Here is a 20,717-nt window from a genome sequence, read left to right as displayed (position 1 = left end):
CGGTCCTTCGTCACACCCCAGGAAGCCGCCGCATTTCCGGCGGCTTTTTTGTTGACTTCATTCAGGCCATCCGGTTTACAACCTCGAACCCTAGAATTTCCGGAAGCGATCAGAAAATGCTTGAAAAAACCTACGATTCCGCAGCCGTCGAACCGAAAATCGCCAAGGCATGGGAAGAGGCGGACGCCTTCAAGGCCGGCGCCAACGCCAGGCCGGGCGCCGAAAGCTTCTGCATCGTCATCCCGCCACCGAACGTGACGGGTTCGCTGCACATGGGCCACGCGCTCAACAACACGCTGCAGGACATCATGATCCGCTTCGAGCGCATGCGCGGCAAGGACGTGCTGTGGCAGCCGGGCATGGACCATGCCGGCATCGCGACGCAGATGGTCGTCGAGCGTCAGCTGATGGAACGCCAGCTGCCGGGCCGCCGCGCCATGGGCCGCGACGCCTTTATCGACAAGGTCTGGGAATGGAAGGACCAGTCGGGCGGTCTCATCTTCAACCAGCTGAAGCGCCTGGGCGCGTCCTGCGACTGGTCGCGCGAGCGCTTCACCATGGACGAAGGGCTGTCGAAGGCCGTGCTCGAAGTCTTCGTCTCGCTCTACAAGGAAGGCCTGATCTACCGCGGCAAGCGGCTGGTCAACTGGGATCCGAATTTCGAGACCGCGATCTCCGACCTCGAGGTCGAGAACCGCGAAACCGACGGCCATATGTGGCACTTCAAGTATCCGCTGGCCGGCGGCGAAACCTACACCTATGTCGAGAAGGATGCCGACGGTAACGTCATCCTCCAGGAAGAGCGCGACTACATCTCGATCGCCACGACCCGTCCGGAAACCATGCTCGGAGACGGAGCCGTCGCCGTTCATCCGTCCGACGAGCGTTATGCGCCGATCGTCGGCAAGCTCTGCGAAATTCCGGTCGGCCCGAAGGAGCATCGCCGTCTGATCCCGATCATCACCGACGAGTATCCGGACAAGGATTTCGGTTCCGGCGCGGTCAAGATCACCGGCGCGCACGACTTCAACGACTATCAGGTCGCCCGCCGCAACCATATCCCGCTCTATCGTCTGATGGACGAGAAGGCGTCCATGCGGGAAGACGGCGAGCCATACGCGGTCTGCGCGGCGCAGGCGATGGAGATCGCCCGGTCCGGCAAGCTGCCGGGCGAGTCGGACGTCGACGCCATCAACCTGGTTCCGGACGAGTATCGCGGCCTCGACCGCTATGAGGCGCGCAAGCGCATCGTCGCCCAGATCAATGCCGAAGGCCTCGCCGTCACCGTCAAGGATGACGAAGGCAACGACATTCCCTATGTCGAGAACAAGAAGATCATGCAGCCCTTCGGCGACCGCTCCGGCGTCGTCATCGAGCCGATGCTGACCGACCAGTGGTTCGCTGACGCGAAGACTCTGGCGAAGCCTGCGATCGAGTCCGTTCGCGAAGGCCGGACGAACTTCGTTCCGAAGAACTGGGAAAAGACCTACTTCGAATGGATGGAAAACATCGAGCCCTGGTGCATTTCGCGCCAGCTCTGGTGGGGACACCAGATCCCCGCCTGGTACGGCCCGGACGGACAGGTCTTTGTCGAGAAGACCGAGGAAGAGGCGCTCGACGCCGCCATCCAGCACTACATCGCCCATGAAGGCCCCTGGAAGGCCTGGGTCGAGGACAAGCTCGAGAACTTCGCACCGGGAGACATCCTCACCCGCGACGAGGACGTGCTCGACACCTGGTTCTCCTCGGCGCTCTGGCCCTTCTCGACGCTCGGCTGGCCGGACGAGACGCCGGAACTGGCAAAATACTACCAGACCGACGTGCTGGTGACCGGCTTCGACATCATCTTCTTCTGGGTCGCCCGCATGATGATGATGGGCCTGCACTTCATGAAGGACGAGCACGGCAATCCGGTCGAGCCGTTCCACACCGTTTACGTCCACGCGCTGGTGCGCGATAAGAACGGTCAGAAGATGTCGAAGTCGAAGGGCAACGTCATCGATCCGCTCGAACTGATCGACGAGTACGGTGCCGACGCGCTGCGTTTCACGCTGGCCATCATGGCGGCGCAGGGCCGCGACGTGAAGCTCGACACGGCGCGTGTCGCCGGCTACCGCAACTTCGGCACCAAGCTCTGGAACGCGACGCGCTTTGCCGAGATGAACGGCGTCAAGCGTGATCCCGACTTCATTCCGGAAGACGCCACGCAGACGATCAACCGCTGGATCCTGACCGAACTCGGTCGGACCGCGAAAGAGGTGACCGAGAGCATCGAGGCCTACCGCTTCAACGATGCGGCGGCGAGCCTTTACCGTTTCGTCTGGAACCAGTTCTGCGACTGGTATCTGGAACTCTTGAAGCCGGTCTTCAACGGCGAGGACGAGGCCGCCAAGAAGGAAGCGCAGGTCTGCGCGGCATACGTTCTGGACGAGACCTACAAGCTGCTGCACCCCTTCATGCCGTTCATCACGGAAGAACTGTGGGCGCATACGGCGGGTGAGGGCAGCGCACGCGACAGCCTGCTCTGCCACGCAGACTGGCTGACGCCGTTCTATTTCGACGACCACGCGGCCGACGAGATTAACTGGCTGATCGACCTCGTTTCCGGCATCCGCTCGGTACGTTCGGAAATGAACGTTGCGCCGGCGGCAACCGCACCGCTGGTGATCGTCGGGGCGAATGCGGTGACGCGAGAGCGCGTTGGCCGCCATACGCCGGCCATCCAGCGCCTGGCGCGTGTGGAGACGGTGACGTTCGCCGATGCGGCACCCAAGGGGGCCGCACAGATCGTTGTCGGCGAGGCGACTGCCTGCCTGCCGCTCGGGAACCTGATCGATCTCGGCGCCGAACGCGCCCGGCTGGAAAAGGCGATCGGCAAGGCGGAACAGGACAAGGCGCGTATCGCCGCCAAGCTCGGCAACGAGAAGTTCGTCGCCAATGCCAAGCCTGAAGTGGTGGAAGCCGAGCGCGAGCGCTTCGACGAGCTCGAAACGCAGCTCAAGGGCCTGCAGATTGCGCTCAGCCGGGTCAACGAATCGGCCTGATCAGACAGACGGTCCCACAAACCAGAACACCCGGCCTCATGGCCGGGTGTTTTCGTATGTGTGCGAATGGCTTAAACCGGAATCGGGCAGGAAGATGGCCAATTACGTGCACGTAAGGAAAGGAAATCTGATTGTTGTCAAATCGACACAAACTCCTTCCTTTGTGAAAAAAAATTCCAAACCGCAGACTCCTTGGCGGTTGAGCGTGGAATGAATTTCCACCGTCGAATTCATTAACCAATTTGGATCAGAATCTTACGTAAGGTTTTGATCGCGATACGAATTTTCCACACGAGAGTTCAGGCTTGTCTCCTCGTGCGATCATGGCAATGATCCGCTCAGTAATGCGGGAGAGAGGCAATTATGACTACAAATTCCATGATCAAGGGCGTTCTGGCTGCACTTCTGGCGACGAGCGCCTTCACGGCGGCTCATGCTGGCGGGCTTGAGGAGGCCGGCTACAATATTGACGACCTTTTTGACACTTCTGTGGTGACGTTCGATAGTCACGTCACCTATGTGCATCCGGACCGGAAGTTCAAAAATGCGACTGGCGGTTCCACTGGCTTGTCATCCGGCTCAGCCAGTGCGGATGGCGCAGAGGACTACACCAATTACTACGCCGGCCTGAAATTTGGTTTGGGTGAGGGGATAGACTGCCTGCTCGATTATTCGGAGCCATGGGGCGTGCATTCTGCGCCTGGCACGGAGTGGGCGGGTGCAGTCGACATCACCGAGATCAAAATTTACAGCCACAATTATGCTGGCACTTGCTCATACAAATTCGATGTTGGGCCCGGTCAGTTGCGCCTGATTGGCGGCGGATTTTATCAAGAGGTTGGTGGGTTCAAAGAAGCCTTCATCAGCGCAGGATATCCTGTAGTTGGTCGCTTGGATCTAAAAGGCGATGGCTGGGGTTGGCGGACTGGTGTCGCGTATGAAATACCTGAATACGCGATGCGCGCCAGCTTGGTCTACAATAGCGCCGTTAAGTTGGATGACATTACCGGCACTCTGGCTTTGCCCGGCATTGCTACTTATGATGTACAAGGTTCGACGTCCATGCCGGATTCGCTCGAGTTGAAGCTTCAATCCGGCATTGCGCCTGATTGGCTGGCTTTCGGTAGCGTCAAGTGGACCGATTGGAGTCAACTTCAAAGCATCGGCTTTTATCAGAAGGGTACGACGACGGAGTTGACCTCTCTCGATCTCCTGTACCGCGACGGCTGGACCATCACGGGCGGCATCGGCCACAAGTTCAACGATCAGTGGAGCGGCGCCGTCAGCCTGACCTGGGATCGTGGCACGACCACGGGCCTGAGCTCGCAAACCGACTCCTGGTACGTCACCGTCGGAACGGCGTGGACCCCGACCGAAAACGTCGAGTTGCGGCTCGGCGGTGCGGTTGGTCTCCTGACCAGCGGCAGCGTTGGCGAGGTTGACGGCTACGGCACGGACGCCTCCTACGACTTCGGCAACGATCTCGTGCTGGCCCTGTCGACGTCCTTCAAGGTCAAGTTCTGATCTCATAGTGACTACGCAAGAAAAACCCGGCCTCGCGGCCGGGTTTTTTCGTCCCGCAAGACCATGTTGCAACGCAACCGCAATGTGACGAAATCGCAACACTTTTTTATGACAGTTGTTCTATGATGCGTGGCGAGGGGGAATGTCTATTTCCCGCCACAAACGAAGAGCAAATGTGACGTCAGACACAGCGCGGTAAGAAAGCGCAGCGTAAAAAATGGGTGGTGGAAATTGAAAACCCGATACCGGAAGGCTTGTTTGCAGCCGGTTACGGTTTGTGCTTCGCAGAAAACTGCGGGGCGGGCGGAGGCAAAAGAACTTTGCTCCGCAGGGACTCTGTCGCGATGGGTGGTGGCCGGTCGCCGAGATGGTTTCGCAAAAAAGACCAGCATTTTTCGCCGCACGGCCGAGTGTCGTCCCATCCGCCTGACTGGCGAGGGACACGGGCATGAACATTCGCGCTTGAAGATTGCTCCCCAGTCCGGAGCAGCAAAAGAAACGGCTTGTTGTTGATGGTAACGCTTGAGTTGAAATCCCTGAAGGTCTTGCTGGTCTCCCTGCCGCTGGCGCTGTGCGCCGCCGGGGGCAGTGCGTTCGCCTTCGACATTCCCGAGGCCGACAGTGCCTCGAAACCGTTCGATGTGTTCAAGCTCGGCTTCAAGGCCTATCAGAGCGGTCACAAGGACGAGGCCGTCGAGGCCTATCGCTATGCCGCAGAGAAGGGCCACACCGGTTCCCGCTGGGCGCTGGCCAGCATGTATGCCTATGGCGACGGCGTCACCGAAGACGACTACGAGGCCTTCAAGATCTATTCGGAAATCGCCTCCGAGGATGTGGAGCCCGGCTCCGAGGATACCGGTTTCTTCGTCTCGGCGCTGATGTCGCTCGCCAATTACTATCACAACGGCATTCCCAACAGCCCGGTGACCGTCAACCTGCCGATGGCCCGCCAGCTCTATCAGGCGGCGGCGACCTTCGGTGTGGCGGAGGCGCAGTTCCAGCTCGCCCGCATGATTCTCGCCGGGGAAGGTGGCAAGGTGAACGTCAAGCTCGCCAAGAAGTGGCTGAACCAGGCCCGCAAGAAGGGCCATCCGGGTGCCATGGCGGTCTTCGGCAACCTGATCTTCGAGGAAGGCCAGAGCGTTCTCGGCCTCGCCTACATGACGGCAGCTCTCGATCTGAGCGCCCCGCAGGATCACGGCTGGGTTCAGGAGATGCAGGAGCAGGCCTTCTCGGTCGTCAGCGAGGACGATCGCCGCAATGCGGTGGCTCTGGCGCAGAAGTTCGAAAAGACCGGCGCGACCCAGTAACGGTCAACGATCGGGTGCCTGAAGCGCCCGGCGATCCTTCAGAAATCGAATCGGCCGATCACCGGCACATGGTCGGACGGCTTTTCCCAAGCCCTGACCTGGCTGTCGACCTCGACCGCCTGCAGACGGTCCGTCGCTTCCGCCGACAGCAGAAGATGGTCGATACGAATGCCGTTGTTCTTCTGCCAGGCGCCTGCCTGGTAATCCCAGAACGTATAGGCCGGAACGCCGTCCGTCGTGGCGCGGAGCGCGTCCGTCAGCCCGAGGTGCTCAAGCCGGCGAAACGCTTGGCGCGTCTGCGGCAGGAAGAGGGCGTCTGATTCCCAGGCCTTCACGTCGTAGCAGTCGTGCGGTTCGGGAATGACATTGTAGTCGCCGGCGAGAATCAGCGGTTCCTCGAGCGCGAGGCGATCCTCGGCAAAGGCTTTCAGCCGTTCCATCCAGGCGAGCTTGTAGGGATACTTGACCGGATCGTCAGCCGGATTGCCGTTCGGCAGGTAGATCGAGCAGACGCGGAACGCGCCGCCGGCATGGGAGAACACCGCCTCCATGAAGCGGGCCTGCTCGTCGCTGTCGTCGCCCGGCAGGCCGCGATTGACCTCGTCGGGCTTCATCTTCGACAGGATGGCGACACCGTTGAAACCCTTCTGGCCGTGGGTCTCGACGTGATAGCCGAGCGCCTCGATCTCCATCCGCGGAAAACCTTCGTCGACCGACTTGATTTCCTGCAGGCAGACGATGTCGGGCGAGGCGTCCTTCAGCCAGGTCAGCAGATTGTCGATCCGCGCCTTGATGCCGTTGATGTTCCAGGTGGCGATCTTCATCGGCGTCCTCTCGGTCTCGTTTGCAAACCGGTTACCTGCCTTCGCCCTCCCAGTAAAGCCCCGACCGCCGTCGCGCTGTGTTGAGCGGGCGCGACAGGCGGGCTTTCCTCCATGGCATATTCCTTGCGTCTTATGAAACGGGCGCCGTCATTTAAGGACGGTTGTCGGGTTCGAGAGGCAATTCAGCCTTGGAAGGGGCAAACATGACTGAAAAACAGGCAACTGCAGATGGAGAAATTATCTACGCGCTCGCCGATGTGCCGGCGCCGGGACCCGCATTTCTGGCGGCGTTTCAGCACATTCTCGCCAGCATCGTCGGAATTGCGACGCCGTCGCTCGTGATTGGCGGTGTTCTCGGCCTAGGCGAGCATATTCCCTATCTGATCTCGATGTCGCTCTTCGTGTCGGGCGTGGCGACCTTCATTCAATGCCGGCGTATCGGTCCGGTCGGTTCCGGCCTGCTCAGCCTGCAGGGGACGAGCTTCGCATTTCTCGGTGCGATCCTTGCGGCCGGTTTCGGGGTCAAGGCGCAAGGTGGAACACCTGAGGACATCCTCGCCATGATCTTCGGCTTGTGCCTCGTCGGCTGCCTTGTCGAAGTCGTGCTCAGCCAGTTCATCGACAAGCTTGGTCGCATCATCACGCCGACAGTGACCGGCATCGTCATCGCGGTGATCGGTCTCAGCCTCGTCAAGGTCGGCTTCACGGATTTTGCCGGCGGGGTAGGGGCGGCCGACTTCGGCAGTCCGGTCAACATCTTGCTAGGCCTCTTCGTCGTCGCTGTCATACTGACGCTGACGTTCCAGAAGAACCCGATGATCCGCATCTCGGCGATCATGCTCGGTCTCATCGCCGGCTTCATCGTCGCCGCTATCATCGGCAAGGTGAACTTTTCGAGCTTCGGCAGCCAGCCGATCTTCGCTCTGCCGGTGCCGCTGAAATACGGCTTCGACTTTGATCTCGTCCTGTTCCTGCCGATTGCCTTCGTCTACCTCATCACGGCCATCGAGACGACCGGCGACCTGACGGCGAACTCCGTCATTTCCGGCGAGCCGGTCGAAGGCAAGGTGTATATGGAGCGGATCAAGGGCGGTGTCCTTGCCGACGGTGTAAACTCCGGACTTGCGGCACTCTTCAACACCTTCCCGAACACCACCTTCAGTCAGAACAACGGCGTCATCCAGATGACCGGGGTGGCAAGTCGTCATGTCGGCCTCTACATCGCGGGAATACTCGTCGTCCTCGGCTTCTTCCCGGTGATCGGTGGCATTTTTCAGCTGATTCCCAAGCCGGTGCTCGGCGGGGCTACACTGGTTCTCTTCGGCTCGATCGCGGTCGCGGGCATCCGTATCCTTGCCACCCAGGAGATCGACCGGCGCAAGATATATATCATGGCCGTCTCCTTCGGGCTGGGTCTGGGCGTGACGCTGGTGCCGGACGCGATCAAGGGTCTGCCGTCGATCGTCCAGCAGGTCTTTGCGACCCCGATCACGCTGGCGGGTCTCTCCGCAATCGTCCTCTCGCTTGTCATTCCGGAAAAGGCAGGCGCAAGCGAATAGACAAGACGTCAGCCGAATATGCGAAAGGCCGCGGACAGAAGCCGCGGCCTTTTCCGATTGCCGGTCTGAACGTTGTGCTCAGATCGCGAAGCTGGTGCCGCAGCCGCAGCTGGCGACCGCGTTCGGATTGGCGATCTGGAAGGATTGCCCGAGCAGGTTGTCGACGAAGTCGATCTCGGAGCCGGCCATGTAGATCAGCGACATGCTGTCGATCAGTACCTTGGCGTCGTTTTTCTCGATCACCAGATCGTCATCCGTCTGGTCGTTCACCAGATCGAACTTGTAGGAAAAGCCGGAACAGCCGCCGCCTTCGACGGAGACGCGCAGTGCCGTCTTGCCGGGATCGGAGCCGAGAATGGTCGCGATGCGTTTCGCGGCGGAATCGGAAAGGGTTACCTGTGGTTCGCTCATGCTGTCCTCCTGCCGGGGTCAAGGTCCGGAGAGTAAAAGTCTTCATGTCAGGCCCGCGTCAGATAGCCGTCATAGACCGCTGACTGTTGCAAGCCCTGCAGAGCTATAGGTATGAAGACAGGCAGGCGGCGTCAATGGCTGAAGAGGCGGCAGGAGCAGGAATGACATTCGACAGGCATGCATTGGGATTTGGAGCGGGCGAGCGGGCGATCTATGCCGCCGATCCGTGGACGACGCGCGGCCGGCTCTACAACGAGAATGCCAGTCCGACTCGCTCCGACTTCCAGCGCGACCGTGACCGTATCGTCCACACGACCGCATTCCGGCGCCTGAAGCACAAGACTCAGGTCTTCATCGCCAATGACGGCGATCACTACCGCACCCGGCTGACGCATACGATCGAGGTGGCGCAGATCGCCCGCGCGCTGGCCCGCGCCCTTCGCCTGGACGAGGATCTCGCCGAAGGCGTCGCACTGGTGCATGACTTCGGCCACACACCATTCGGCCACACCGGCGAGGACGCGCTGCACGAGGAACTGGCGCCCTATGGCGGCTTCGACCACAATGCCCAGTCGCTGAGAATCGTCACCAAGCTGGAGCGCCGCTACGCCGAGTTCGATGGGCTGAACCTGACCTGGGAGACGCTGGAGGGGCTGGTCAAGCACAACGGCCCGCTGATGGCCGCGGATGGAACCGGCCTGAACGGCCATCCGGTGCCGAAGCCCATCCTCGATTACTGCGAACTGCACGACCTGGAGCTCGCGACCTTCGCCAGCCTCGAGGCGCAGGTCGCGGCAATTTCGGACGATATCGCTTATAACACCCATGACATCGATGATGGCCTGCGGTCGGGCTACCTGACCTTCGACATGCTGGAGGAAATCCCGTTCCTGGCAGGTTTGATGAAAGAGGTCCGCGACCGCTATCCGTCGCTGGAGGCCAGCCGCTTCACCCACGAGATCATGCGCCGGCAGATCACCCGCATGATCGAGGATGTGATCGGCGTCGCCCAGGCTAGAATTGCCGAGGTGAAGCCGGAGAGGGCGCAGGACATTCGGCTTGCTCCCCGGGTAACGGCGACGTTCTCCGAGGCGATGGCGAAGACCGATCGCGAGATCAAGGGCATGCTCTTCAAGCGCATCTACCGGCACCCGGATATCATGCGCATCCGGGCCGGTGCCGCCCAGATCGTCAAGGACCTGTTCCGCGCCTATATGAGCGATCCCGGCCTGATGGAGAAGCACTACTGGGTGGACCAGCTGCCGAACCTCAACGAGGGTGCCAAGGCCCGCCATGTCGGCGATTATCTGGCCGGCATGACCGATACTTTCGCCATCAAGACCCATCAGCGCCTGTTTGACCATACTCCGGAATTGCGATAGGCAGCGGGCAATATGCCGGGAACGGGGCGTTCGCCGGCTTCTTTTCATGCGTGGACCACAACAGATGAACCTTTTCAGCGACTTCGACAAAAGAATTAAAAAAGCTTTGGAAGAAATTGACATTGTTTCTGAAAAGCGAAGCGAAGTGGATCTTTCCCGCATCACGGTCGAGCCGCCGCGCGATTCGGCCCATGGCGATGTAGCCACCAATGCCGCCATGGTTCTGGCAAAGCCGCTCGGCACCAATCCGCGCGCTTTCGCCGACATCCTGATCGCCAAGCTGAAGGAAGATCCGGACGTCACCGAGATTTCGGTCGCCGGTCCGGGCTTCATCAACATTCGCCTGTCGACGGGCTACTGGCAGCGCCTGCTCGCCTCCATGATCGCGCTCGGCGAGGATTACGGCCGGTCGACGATGGGCGAGGGCCGCAAGGTCAACGTCGAATACGTCTCGGCCAATCCGACCGGGCCCATGCATGTCGGCCATTGCCGCGGCGCCGTCGTCGGCGATGCGCTGGCGAACCTGCTCGCCTATGCCGGTTACGCTGTCGAGAAGGAATACTACATCAACGACGCCGGTTCGCAGATCGACGTTCTGGCGCGCTCGGTCTACCTGCGCTACCGCGAGGCCCTCGGCGAAACCATCGGCGAAATTCCGGCAGGGCTCTATCCGGGCGACTATCTCGTTCCGGTCGGAAAGGCGCTGGCCGCCGACTGCGGCACCAGGCTTCTGGAAATGCCCGAGGACGACTGGATGCCGATCGTCAAGGACCGCGCCATCGACGCGATGATGGTGATGATCCGCGAGGATCTGGAGGCGCTGAACGTAAAGCACGAGGTGTTCTTCTCGGAGCGCACGCTGCATGCCAACGGCGCAGCCCCGATCCGTACCGCGATCAACGACCTGACCTTCAAGGGCCATGTCTACAAGGGCGTACTGCCGCCGCCGAAGGGCCAGGTTCCGGAAGACTGGGAAGACCGCGAGCAGACGCTGTTCCGCTCGACGGAGGTCGGCGACGACATCGACCGGCCGCTGATCAAGTCGGATGGCAGCTATACCTACTTCGCCGCCGACGTCGCCTATTTCAAGGACAAGTTCGACCGCGGCTTCGGCGAGATGATCTATGTGCTCGGCGCCGATCATGGCGGCTACGTCAAGCGCCTGGAGGCGCTGGCGAAGGCGGTGTCCGGCGGCACTGTGAAGCTGACCGTGCTGCTGTGCCAGCTCGTCAAGCTCTACCGCAACGGCGAGCCGGTAAAGATGTCCAAGCGGTCGGGCGATTTCGTGACGCTCCGCGAGGTCGTCGACGAGGTCGGCCGCGATTCTGTTCGCTTCATGATGCTGTACCGCAAGAGCTCGGAACCGCTGGACTTCGACTTCGCGAAGGTAACGGAACAGTCGAAGGACAACCCGGTCTTCTACGTGCAGTATGCGCACGCCCGCTGCATGTCGATCTTCCGCCAGGCGAAGGAGGCGTTCCCGGACGTCGACATCGAATCACTTGATCTTGGCAAGGGGGTTTCGCTGATCCAGGATCCGAGCGAAGTCTCGCTGCTCGCCAAACTTGCGGAGTTTCCGCGCCTGATCGAGACGGCAGCCGGCATTCAGGAGCCTCACAGGGTCGCTTTTTACCTCTACGACCTGGCTAGTTCCTTCCATGCGCATTGGAATAAAGGTAAAGATGCACCTGAATTACGGTTTGTTAACGATAAAAACCGAGAATTGAGCATTGCCAGACTAGGGCTGGTGTATGCCGTTGCATCGGTCCTGCGGTCGGGTCTTGCCATCACTGGTACGGCGGCACCCGAGGAAATGCGATAACGGCCAACATTTGCCCACAAAGTCTTGGCAGTTATGCGCGTAAATACATGACTGGATGAGTAATGGTGGACAATAACTACTCGGGTCAGGGGAACAAGAGGGCGGCTGTATTTGCCGAAGATGATCCGTTGGCCGAGCTGGCCCGGATTGTCGGTTTCGACCCTCAGCCTGTGCGGCCTGTGTCCCAACCCGTTCCCGAGGAAAAGGCTGCCGAAGACGTTCCGGCGGCCGTCGAGCCCGTTGAGGCGCCCTACCACGACGTCGAGCCGGTCATCGATCTCGAAGCGGAGCTGATGCGCGAGCTGTCGATCGACGATGCGTTCGAAGACTCCGACGACGAGCAGGCACACCCTCAACTGGAAGACGAATATCCGCTGGCGCCGGAGCCTCTCGCGGCCGAACCCGATTCGGTGCCGCAGGCGATCGCTCCACATCCTGCCGAACTTCCGCATGCGGTTTACGAGGCTGAGCCGACAAGCGCCGAATGGCCGTCGGAAGAGGCGTCCGCGGAAGAGGTCGATGCGTATGAAGACGAGGACCTTGCTCCCGTCGCCGCATACGAATCCTACGCGGATGAGCCCGCCGCTGTCGAGCCGATGGAAGACGCGAGCGCAGAACATGAGGCCTATGCGGAGGATACAGCCGATGCCGTGTCATCCCAGGCCGACGCGCTGGATGACTTCGACGAAAGCGAACTGACGCGCGAACTCTATCTGTCGATCGGCGCCTTTGCCGACGAACTCAATGCCGATGAAACGGACGAGCCGTCCGACGAGGTGGAGGCCGACGATGGCGCGCATATGCACCAGCAGCCGGAGATGCCTTACGATCAGCCGGCGATCCGTCTGCCGGTGTCGAATTTCCGCGACGGCGTGCCGGCCGAACCGGTAATCGTCGAGGAGCCGATCGAGGAAGAAGCGGTGTCGCAGCCGCCGTCCATGGGCTTCGAGGCCGAGCACGATCGGCACGATGGCCTGCCGGAAGAGGATCCCGGCCATTGGAACCATGGCAAGGATGACCTGCTCGACGATATTTCCCGTTACCCGATCCCGTTCGGCACCAATGCCGCAGCCTCCGACGTTTCGATCAGCGCGTCTATGACGCATGATTTCGGACGTGCGCTCGAGGACGAAATCGCCATGCCGGCGATCGCCGAAGAGGTCGACGAGGTCGACGACGCTGCGATCGAGGCGCCGAGCATCGAGGCCGAGCAGAGAATGTCGACGCCGGCGGCGATGGCGACCGCTGCAGCGGCCGCTGCCATCCCGAAATTCGTGTCGTCCGCCTTCCTGCGGGCACGGCAGGAGCCGGAAGCGCCCCATGTGAGCGAACGTGCACAGGTTTCCGAGCCGGTGCGCCAGGAGCCCGTCATGACGGCTGCGGCATCCGAGCCGGATTATGCGACGGAAGACGACGTGCCGCCTATGGACGTAACGCCCGAGGAAACGGCCTTCGATCCGGCCATGATCACGGAAACCGAAGAACAGCCCGAGGTGATCGCGCCGCTCGATGTGCCCGCACTGCCGGAAGTTCCGGAAGAGGAGCCGCGGCCGGCCGTCAGCGCCTACGAGGTGGACGTCGACGCCGAGATGGCGGCGATGATCGCGGATTACCCGAAGCAGACGACCACGCCAGCACCGGCGTCGAAAGCGACGGAGTCGGCCCAGACGGCCGACATGTTCGACACCGAGTTCGAATTCGAGGATTTCGAGACGGCGCTGAACGATGACATTCACCGCGAGCTGCAGTCGGCCGCCATGGCCGGTATCGATAACGACCGCCAGTACGAGGAGGAAAGGCTCGAACACCAGCCCTCCGTCGCCGCGATTTCGGCCAACCGGCCGAAGCGCAGCATGCTGGTTGTCGCCTCGCTGGTGCTGCTCGCCGGTGCCGGCGCCGTTGGCGCCTACACATGGATGGCGGGCGGGGTCAGCCTGCCGGAACTGTCGAGCGAGCCGGAAATCATCAAGGCCGACAAGGAGGCCTATCGCACCGAGCCGGCCAACAAGGGCGGCAAGACGGTGTTGAACCAGGACCAGGCGGTTTACGACCAGGTGTCCGGCAAGACGGAAAACCAGCCCACGCAGGGAACGCTGATCTCGAGCGACGAAGCGCCGGTCGACGTGGTGCAGCGGACGCTGCAGCCGAGCACGATCCCGATGGAAGGGGAAGCGGATGATACCGCGGACGCGGGCGCGTCCGATCAGCGCCTGGCGCCGTCCGGCGAGAGCCTGCCGGCCGATGGTTCGCAGGCGACCGCCGAGAATGCCAGTGTCGCGCCGCGCAAGGTCAGAACCCTGATCGTGCGTCCGGACGGCACGCTGGTGACCCGCGAGGAAGAACCCGCCGCAGCGTTGACAGTGACCCAGAAGAATGACGGTGCCCAGCCGTCGGTCATGGCTCCGGCCGAAGCCGCCGGCACGACCATGCATCCCGACGGCACCCAACCGCCGGTCGCCAGCGAGGCGTCGCCGGAAGCGCTTCAGCAGGTGGCCAACAGCAATGCCGCAGCCGACGCAAATTCTCCGGACATGGCTCCGGATACGCCGGAAGAGGCCGGTCCGGCGCTTGCCAATGCTCCGGTACCGGTGCCGCGCCCCGGTGACCAGCCGGTTCGCGTGGTCAACAACCAGAACACCGCGCCGGCCGCAAGGCCCGTCGAGACGGCTGCAGCCGAACCCGTGACGCCGGCCGCTCAGGCGCCGGCCGCGGCGACGGCTCCGGCTGCAGCGCAGACGACGATCCCGGCCGGGACCTATTCCATCCAGATCGCCTCGCTGCCGTCTGAAGCGGAAGCTCAGAAGTCCTACAAGAACCTTGCGACGAAGTTCGCCTCCGTCATCGGCGGGCGCGGCATGCAGATCGTCAAGGCGGATATTGCGGGCAAGGGCACCTATTATCGTGTCCGGATCGCCGGAGGGACCAAGGACGAGGCCGTCGCCTTGTGCGAACGCTACAGGGCTGCCGGCGGAAGCTGCCTCGTCGCCCGATAATCGACGGTCGACTGATTCTTTAAGCTGTGAATGAGCCCGTGGCGCCCTCGCCACGGGCTCTTCGGCTTTTTATGATCCGGTCATGACCGACTCAAAAGCAATGATCCTCGGCTGCAGCGGCCTCAAGCTGACGGAAGACGAAAAGGCCTTCTATCGCGATGAGCGCCCATGGGGCTTCATCCTGTTCGGCCGCAACATTTCCGAACCGCAGCAGATTTCCGACCTGACCGCCGAAATGCGCGAATGCGTCGGCCGCGATGCTCCCGTGCTGATCGACCAGGAGGGTGGCCGCGTCCAGCGCATCAAGCCGCCGATCCTGCAGGCCTATCCGTCGGCCGCCGTCATCGGCGCGCTCTACGACGAAGACCGGGAGAGGGGGCTTCGCGCCGCCTGGCTGATGTCGCGCCTGCATGCCTTCGACCTGACGCGGTTCGGTATCGACGTCGACTGCCTGCCGGTGCTCGACGTTCCGGTTGAGGGCGCCAGCAATGTCATCGGCAACCGCGCCTATGGCACGGATCCGCAGAAGGTCGCCGCACTCGGCAAGGCCGCGGCGGAAGGGCTGAAGGCCGGCGGAGTCCTGCCGGTGATGAAGCATATTCCCGGCCACGGCCGCGGCATGGCCGACAGCCACCACGACCTGCCGGTGGTCGAGGCCTCGCTTTCCGAGCTTCAGGCCCATGACTTTATTCCGTTTGCGGCGATGAAGGACGAGTTGATGGCGATGACCTGCCACATCGTCTTCAAGGCGATTGACCCGGACAATCCGGCGACCACGTCACGCAAGGTCATCGACGGCATCATTCGCGAGACGCTCGGCTTTGACGGCCTGCTGATGTCGGACGATTCCTCGATGAACGCGCTGAAAGGCACGCTCGGCGAGCGGGCAGCCAATATTGCGGCCGGCGGCTGTGATATTGTCTTGCATTGCAACGGCGTCATGGATGAGATGACGGCAGTGGCGCGCGAGGTGCCGGCGCTGACCGGCCGCGCGCTGGAACGGGCGAAAAAGGTCGAAGCGGCGATCGGCAGGGCAAGCGACGGCGACGAGGCGGCATTGAGGGCGGAATTCAACGCCATGCTGCCAACGGTCTGACCGGGAGAAGCGATTGAACAAGGAAAACATCATCGGCAACAAGGCGGCGGCGATCCCGATGGACAAGCTTTGGCAGGATGCCAAGGCCGACCGGGCGACCGACGACCCGACTTTGCTGATCGATGTGGCGGGCTTCGAAGGCCCGCTCGATCTGCTGCTGCATCTCGCCCGCACGCAGAAGGTCGATCTCGCCCGCATCTCCGTTCTGGCTCTGGCCGAACAGTATCTCGAGTTCATCGAGCAGGCGCGGCGCATTCGCATCGAGCTGGCGGCCGACTATCTGGTCATGGCCGCCTGGCTTGCCTATCTGAAATCGCGCCTCCTGATCCCGCAGCAGCCGAAGGACGGCGGCCCCTCGGGCGAGGAAATGGCCGCGACGCTGGCCTTCCGCCTCAAGCGGCTGGAAGCCATGCGCGAGGCGGCAACCCGCCTGATCAACCGCGACCGCCTCGGCCGCGATGTCTTCCAGCGTGGCGCGCCCGAACACATCGCCGAGAGCCGCAAGTCGGCCTTCGATGCGAGCCTCTACGACCTACTGACGGCCTATGCGTCGCTGCGCCAGCGTCAGGCGATCACGCAGGTGACGATTGCCCGCCGCCGCGTCTGGTCGCTGGTCGATGCCCGCCAGATTTTGACGCGGATGATCGGCGAAATCGCCGACTGGACCGGGCTGGAACAGTATCTTATCCGCTACATGGTCGCGCCCGAGGATCGGGTCACGGCGATCGCCAGCGCCTTCGCAGCCTCGCTGGAGCTTGTGCGCGAGGGCAAGATGGAGATACGTCAGGAAGGCGCGTTCGAGCCGATCTACATGCGGCGGGGCCAAAGGTACGGGCCCGCGGCGGGCGAACCGGCGGAATAGAAACCCGAGGCGGGGGCATCAGGGGTTGGCGGCAGACGAAGACGATATCGAGGATGACGACGGCGTGGAGGCGGAAGCCCTTGCGCGCCCGATGCATGCGGCAGTTCTGGTCGAGGCCGAGCGCATCGCCGAGGCGCTGGTCTTTGCGTCTGCCGGTCCCGTCTCGGAGAGCTTCATCGCCGAGCGCCTGCCGCGCGGCGTCGCGGTCGCTCCGATCATGGAAAGGCTGCAGCGCGCCTATGCCGGGCGCGGCGTCAATCTTCTAAAGATCGAGAACAACTGGGCATTCCGGACCGCATCCGATCTCTCCTTCGTCATCCGCAGCGATGAGAATGAGGTGCGCAAGCTCTCGCGCGCCGCGCTCGAAGTGTTGGCGATCATCGCCTATCACCAGCCGGTGACCCGTGCCGAGATCGAGGAAATCCGCGGCGTCCAGACGTCGAAGGGGACGCTCGACGTCCTCATGGAGGCGGGCTGGGTGCGTTTCCGCGGTCGCCGGCGCACGCCGGGCCGGCCGGTGACGCTCGGCACGACGCGCGACTTCCTCGACCATTTCGGCCTCGAGGAATTGCGGGATCTGCCGGGTCTCGAAGAATTGAAGGGGGCGGGGTTGCTTTCCGGCCGCATTCCGCCGAACTTCGCGGTGCCGTTGCCGGGTGGCGAAGACGATCTGGCGGAGGACGAGGATCCGATCACCCAGATGGATCTGGAGGAGCTTGGCCTCTTGACACCGGGCGGCCAAGCGGATGATTAGAGTCAGGTTTTGATGGAGTTTCCGGCTGCTTTCTATGTCTGCAGACCGACAGAGTGAACGCATGGCATTTGAAACAGCGGCGGTGGCACAGGAAGGCGCCAGGCGGACGGCGGGGGTGACCTTCGCCGCGCGGCTGGCCTTTGAAGGCATCCGCCACAGCTATCACGGCAAGGAAACGCTCAAAGACGTCTCGCTGACGGCAGAGCCGGGCGAGGTGCTTTGCCTGCTTGGGCCCTCCGGCTCGGGCAAGACGACGCTTTTGCGGATTGCGGCGGGCATCGAGGCGCAGAGCCACGGGCGCATCGTCATCAACGACCGCGAAGTCGCGGGCCCCGATGTCTTCCTGCCGCCGGAGAGGCGCGGCATCGGCCTGATGTTTCAGGACTTCGCGCTGTTCCCGCACATGACGATCCTCGACAATGTGAAGTTCGGCCTGACGGCCATGCAGAGCAAGGCGGCGACCGCCGAGGCGATGGCCTCTCTCGATCGCGTCGGGCTTTCCCACTACAGCGACAAATACCCGCATGTGCTCTCCGGCGGTGAACAGCAGCGGGTGGCGCTGGCTCGGGCGCTGGCGCCAAGGCCGGGCGTTCTCTTGATGGACGAGCCGTTTTCCGGTCTGGATTCGCGGCTCAAGGACACGATCCGCGCCGACACGCTGGCAATCCTGCGCGAGACGCGGGCGACCGCCATCGTCGTCACTCATGACGCGGAAGAAGCCATGCGCATGGGCGACCGGATCGCGCTTCTGAAGGATGGACGGCTGGTGCAGTCGGGCACGTCGGACGATCTCTATCGCCGCCCGCGCAACCTGTTTGCCGCCGCTTTCTTCTCTGAAATCAACGAGTTTCCCGGCACCGTGCGCGATGGCCGGGTGATGACGCCGGTGGGCGAGGCGAGGGCGCCGGAACTTGCCGATGGCACGCCGGTCACGGTCGCGGTGCGGCTCTCCGGCATCGGCGTCCAGGCGGAGGGCGGCGCCATTCCCGCTCGCATCCTGTCCAGGCGGTTTCTGGGGGTCGTCGAGCTGCTCAGCCTTGCCGTTCCGGGAAGCGAACGGACGGTCAGGGCACGTATTCGCGCAGACCAGTTGCCGTCCGGCATTAAGGATGTGACACTGACAGTCAATGAACAGGACATTTTGGTGTTTGAAAATCAAAGCCAAACGTCTTAAATCGAATTCAAGATCCAATCGAGGAGAGTATTATGGGTTCTTTTAGTATGTGGCACTGGCTGATCGTTCTGGCGATCGTTCTGCTGCTGTTCGGCCGCGGCAAGATTCCGGAACTGATGGGCGACGTCGCCAAGGGCATCAAGAACTTCAAGAAGGGCATGTCCGACGAAGATACGCCCGATGCTCCTTCCAAGACCGTCGATCACAAGGCCGACGAGGTCAAGTAAGTCTGAAGGGCGCATCCGGGCGGCCATAGGGCGACGTATGCGCTTTTTTCTTGAACAGCAGGCATGACAGCGGCCGGTTCACAAGGGTGTGCCGGCCGCAGCCAACCTCCGCTAGAATTGAAGCTGTCGGCTTCAGGAGCCCTTTCATGTTGGATATTGGCTGGACCGAGCTCTTGGTCATTGCCGTCGTTCTGATCGTCGTGGTCGGTCCGAAAGATCTTCCGCCGATGCTGCGTGCATTCGGCAAGATGACCTCGAAGCTTCGCGGCATGGCCGGTGAATTCCGTCAGCAGTTCGACGAGGCGCTGAAGGAAGCCGATATGGAGGATGTCGGCAAGGCAGTCCGCGACCTCAAGAGCCTCAATCCGGCAAACACCATCCGCGAGGCGATGAGCCCGCTGCGCGACGCCGGCAATTCGATCCGCTCCGATTTGCAGAAGGCGACAAGCGCTACGGCGCCGAAGGCCGAGGACCCGATCGTGATGCCGGATCCGGCCGTTTCCTTGCCAAGCGATCCGCCGCCGATCATGGCTTCGCCCGAACCTGCGCCGAGCCCCGAGCCGGCAAAGCCCGAGCCTGCAAAGACGGAAGCCGCCGCTGCCGAACCGGTGAAGAAGCCGGCGGCCCGCAAGCCGCGCGCGCCAGCCAAGGCAGCTCCAAAGACCGACGCCGCTGCCGCCAAGGCGACGCCGGCAAAGACTGCCACCAAAGCGGCGGCGCCGAAGAAAGTTGCCGCCAAAACGGCCGATGCCGATGTGGCAGCCGCCGCGCCGAAGGCGAAGGCCCCTGCAAAGCGCAAGGCCACCGCTACGGCCAAAGACAATAAAAAGAAGGCCACCGCTACGGCCAAAGACAACAAAAAGGGTGACGCATGAGCGGCGAAAACATCGACGACAAGCCGCAGCCGCTGATCGAGCACCTGATCGAGCTGCGCACGCGCCTGATGTGGGCGATTGCCGCCTTCTTCGTGGCCTTCATCGTCTGCTTCTTCTTCGCCAAGAAGCTCTTCAACCTGCTGGTCGTTCCCTATCGCTGGGCGGTCGGCTGGGCCGGTCTCGACCCGTCGAAGACGGAGCTGATCTACACCGCGCCGCAGGAGTTCTTCTTCACCCAGCTCAAGGTGGCGATGTTTTCGGCGCTGGTGATCTCGTTCCCGATCATCGCCGCGCAGATTTACAAGTTCGTCGCCCCCGGCCTCTACAAGAACGAGCGCGCGGCCTTCCTGCCGTTCCTCGTGGCCTCGCCGCTCCTGTTCCTGCTCGGCGGTGCGATGGTCTATTTCTTCTTCACGCCGATGGTGATGTGGTTCTTCCTGTCGATGCAGCAGCCGGGCGGCGCCGACGACATTGCGATCTCGCTGCTGCCGAAGGTGTCGGAATATCTGAGCCTCATCATGACGCTGGTCTTCTCGTTCGGCCTCGTCTTCCAGCTGCCGGTCGTCACCACGCTTCTGGCGCGCACCGGCTTTCTGACCTCGGACGGACTGGCGGCCAAGCGCAAATATGCGATTGTTGCGGCCTTCGTCGCAGCGGCCATTCTGACCCCACCCGATCCGCTCTCCCAGATCGGTCTTGCACTGCCGACAATCCTTCTCTACGAGGTGTCGATCTATGCGGCGCGAATGGTGGAGCGCAAGCGGGCCGAAGAGGCTGCCGCCAGCGCGGCGGAGGACTCCTCCGAAGACTCTACCACCGGCAGCGCCTGACTTTTCGGTCGATGCCCGGGAACTGACGGC

General features: G+C 62.2%; 16 protein-coding genes. 14 read left to right on the top strand and 2 right to left on the bottom strand.

Annotation, left to right across the window (positions count from 1 at the left end; genetic code table 11):
* Positions 1-116 precede the first annotated feature (116 nt).
* From ACU5AY_RS08650 to ACU5AY_RS08640, 3 genes are all read left to right on the top strand, one after another.
* Positions 117-3,044, top strand: coding sequence for a valine--tRNA ligase (locus ACU5AY_RS08650; protein WP_446824354.1), 2,928 nt, complete (start codon positions 117-119; stop codon positions 3,042-3,044).
* A 363-nt stretch (positions 3,045-3,407) separates the two neighbouring features.
* On the top strand, positions 3,408-4,568 hold the full coding sequence (locus tag ACU5AY_RS08645) for an OmpP1/FadL family transporter (RefSeq protein ID WP_446828739.1): 1,161 nt from the start codon (positions 3,408-3,410) through the stop codon (positions 4,566-4,568).
* A gap of 512 nt (positions 4,569-5,080) precedes the next feature.
* Entirely contained in the window at positions 5,081-5,878 is a 798-nt protein-coding gene (locus ACU5AY_RS08640; RefSeq protein ID WP_446826084.1) for a tetratricopeptide repeat protein, read from the top strand.
* A gap of 38 nt (positions 5,879-5,916) precedes the next feature.
* On the opposite strand, the gene xth is transcribed toward ACU5AY_RS08640, so the two are convergent.
* Positions 5,917-6,702, bottom strand: coding sequence for an exodeoxyribonuclease III (gene xth, locus ACU5AY_RS08635; RefSeq protein ID WP_446824352.1), 786 nt, complete (start codon positions 6,700-6,702; stop codon positions 5,917-5,919).
* 203 nt (positions 6,703-6,905) lie between these two features.
* Between xth and ACU5AY_RS08630 the strand changes: the two genes are divergently transcribed.
* Positions 6,906-8,261, top strand: a complete 1,356-nt coding sequence (locus ACU5AY_RS08630) for a nucleobase:cation symporter-2 family protein (protein WP_446828738.1) — start codon at positions 6,906-6,908, stop codon at positions 8,259-8,261.
* Positions 8,262-8,339: 78 nt separating this feature from the next.
* Here the strand turns inward: ACU5AY_RS08630 and erpA are convergent, their stop codons facing one another.
* On the bottom strand, positions 8,340-8,672 hold the full coding sequence (gene erpA, locus ACU5AY_RS08625; RefSeq protein WP_446828737.1) for an iron-sulfur cluster insertion protein ErpA: 333 nt from the start codon (positions 8,670-8,672) through the stop codon (positions 8,340-8,342).
* A gap of 161 nt (positions 8,673-8,833) precedes the next feature.
* On the opposite strand from erpA, the gene ACU5AY_RS08620 reads away from it, so the two are divergent.
* The 10 genes from ACU5AY_RS08620 (at position 8,834) to tatC (ending at position 20,687) form a co-directional block, all read left to right on the top strand.
* On the top strand, positions 8,834-10,054 hold the full coding sequence (locus tag ACU5AY_RS08620; protein WP_446828736.1) for a deoxyguanosinetriphosphate triphosphohydrolase: 1,221 nt from the start codon (positions 8,834-8,836) through the stop codon (positions 10,052-10,054).
* A 64-nt stretch (positions 10,055-10,118) separates the two neighbouring features.
* The gene (argS, locus tag ACU5AY_RS08615) at positions 10,119-11,876 is read left to right on the top strand and encodes an arginine--tRNA ligase (RefSeq protein ID WP_446828735.1); all 1,758 of its coding nucleotides are present in this window, start codon (positions 10,119-10,121) and stop codon (positions 11,874-11,876) included.
* A 128-nt stretch (positions 11,877-12,004) separates the two neighbouring features.
* Positions 12,005-14,869, top strand: a complete 2,865-nt coding sequence (locus ACU5AY_RS08610) for an SPOR domain-containing protein (protein ID WP_446828734.1) — start codon at positions 12,005-12,007, stop codon at positions 14,867-14,869.
* Between the two features lie 82 nt (positions 14,870-14,951).
* Positions 14,952-15,965, top strand: coding sequence for a beta-N-acetylhexosaminidase (gene nagZ / locus ACU5AY_RS08605; RefSeq protein WP_446828733.1), 1,014 nt, complete (start codon positions 14,952-14,954; stop codon positions 15,963-15,965).
* Positions 15,966-16,023: 58 nt separating this feature from the next.
* Entirely contained in the window at positions 16,024-16,827 is an 804-nt protein-coding gene (locus ACU5AY_RS08600) for a segregation and condensation protein A (protein ID WP_446826083.1), read from the top strand.
* A 91-nt stretch (positions 16,828-16,918) separates the two neighbouring features.
* A complete protein-coding gene (gene scpB, locus ACU5AY_RS08595; RefSeq protein ID WP_446828979.1) occupies positions 16,919-17,581 on the top strand; it encodes an SMC-Scp complex subunit ScpB in 663 nt (220 codons plus the stop codon).
* A 61-nt stretch (positions 17,582-17,642) separates the two neighbouring features.
* Positions 17,643-18,755 carry an ABC transporter ATP-binding protein gene (locus ACU5AY_RS08590; RefSeq protein WP_446828732.1) on the top strand — a complete coding sequence of 371 codons (1,113 nt, stop codon included), beginning with the start codon at positions 17,643-17,645 and terminating at the stop codon, positions 18,753-18,755.
* Between the two features lie 32 nt (positions 18,756-18,787).
* A complete protein-coding gene (locus ACU5AY_RS08585; protein ID WP_446824344.1) occupies positions 18,788-18,982 on the top strand; it encodes a twin-arginine translocase TatA/TatE family subunit in 195 nt (64 codons plus the stop codon).
* Positions 18,983-19,128: 146 nt separating this feature from the next.
* Positions 19,129-19,857, top strand: a complete 729-nt coding sequence (gene tatB, locus ACU5AY_RS08580; protein WP_446828731.1) for a Sec-independent protein translocase protein TatB — start codon at positions 19,129-19,131, stop codon at positions 19,855-19,857.
* Positions 19,854-20,687, top strand: a complete 834-nt coding sequence (tatC, locus tag ACU5AY_RS08575) for a twin-arginine translocase subunit TatC (protein ID WP_446824342.1) — start codon at positions 19,854-19,856, stop codon at positions 20,685-20,687. The genes tatB and tatC overlap by 4 nt, the downstream gene beginning before the upstream one ends.
* Positions 20,688-20,717: the final 30 nt, after the last annotated feature.

This window comes from Rhizobium sp. PAMB 3174, assembly GCF_052908375.1.
The sequence above is the reverse complement of the archived record's forward strand: the minus strand, read 5'-3'. Positions and strand labels throughout refer to the sequence as shown.

What these genes read in the sequence shown, in the direction of transcription:
- ACU5AY_RS08650 (WP_446824354.1), top strand. Translation starts at nt 117, where the DNA reads ATGCTTGAAAAAACCTACGATTCCGCAGCCGTCGAACCGAAAATCGCC.
- ACU5AY_RS08645 (WP_446828739.1), top strand. Translation starts at nt 3,408, where the DNA reads ATGACTACAAATTCCATGATCAAGGGCGTTCTGGCTGCACTTCTGGCG.
- ACU5AY_RS08640 (WP_446826084.1), top strand. Translation starts at nt 5,081, where the DNA reads ATGGTAACGCTTGAGTTGAAATCCCTGAAGGTCTTGCTGGTCTCCCTG.
- xth (WP_446824352.1), bottom strand. Translation starts at nt 6,702, where the DNA reads ATGAAGATCGCCACCTGGAACATCAACGGCATCAAGGCGCGGATCGAC.
- ACU5AY_RS08630 (WP_446828738.1), top strand. Translation starts at nt 6,906, where the DNA reads ATGACTGAAAAACAGGCAACTGCAGATGGAGAAATTATCTACGCGCTC.
- erpA (WP_446828737.1), bottom strand. Translation starts at nt 8,672, where the DNA reads ATGAGCGAACCACAGGTAACCCTTTCCGATTCCGCCGCGAAACGCATC.
- ACU5AY_RS08620 (WP_446828736.1), top strand. Translation starts at nt 8,834, where the DNA reads ATGACATTCGACAGGCATGCATTGGGATTTGGAGCGGGCGAGCGGGCG.
- argS (WP_446828735.1), top strand. Translation starts at nt 10,119, where the DNA reads ATGAACCTTTTCAGCGACTTCGACAAAAGAATTAAAAAAGCTTTGGAA.
- nagZ (WP_446828733.1), top strand. Translation starts at nt 14,952, where the DNA reads ATGACCGACTCAAAAGCAATGATCCTCGGCTGCAGCGGCCTCAAGCTG.
- ACU5AY_RS08600 (WP_446826083.1), top strand. Translation starts at nt 16,024, where the DNA reads ATGGACAAGCTTTGGCAGGATGCCAAGGCCGACCGGGCGACCGACGAC.
- scpB (WP_446828979.1), top strand. Translation starts at nt 16,919, where the DNA reads ATGCATGCGGCAGTTCTGGTCGAGGCCGAGCGCATCGCCGAGGCGCTG.
- ACU5AY_RS08590 (WP_446828732.1), top strand. Translation starts at nt 17,643, where the DNA reads ATGGCATTTGAAACAGCGGCGGTGGCACAGGAAGGCGCCAGGCGGACG.
- ACU5AY_RS08585 (WP_446824344.1), top strand. Translation starts at nt 18,788, where the DNA reads ATGGGTTCTTTTAGTATGTGGCACTGGCTGATCGTTCTGGCGATCGTT.
- tatB (WP_446828731.1), top strand. Translation starts at nt 19,129, where the DNA reads ATGTTGGATATTGGCTGGACCGAGCTCTTGGTCATTGCCGTCGTTCTG.
- tatC (WP_446824342.1), top strand. Translation starts at nt 19,854, where the DNA reads ATGAGCGGCGAAAACATCGACGACAAGCCGCAGCCGCTGATCGAGCAC.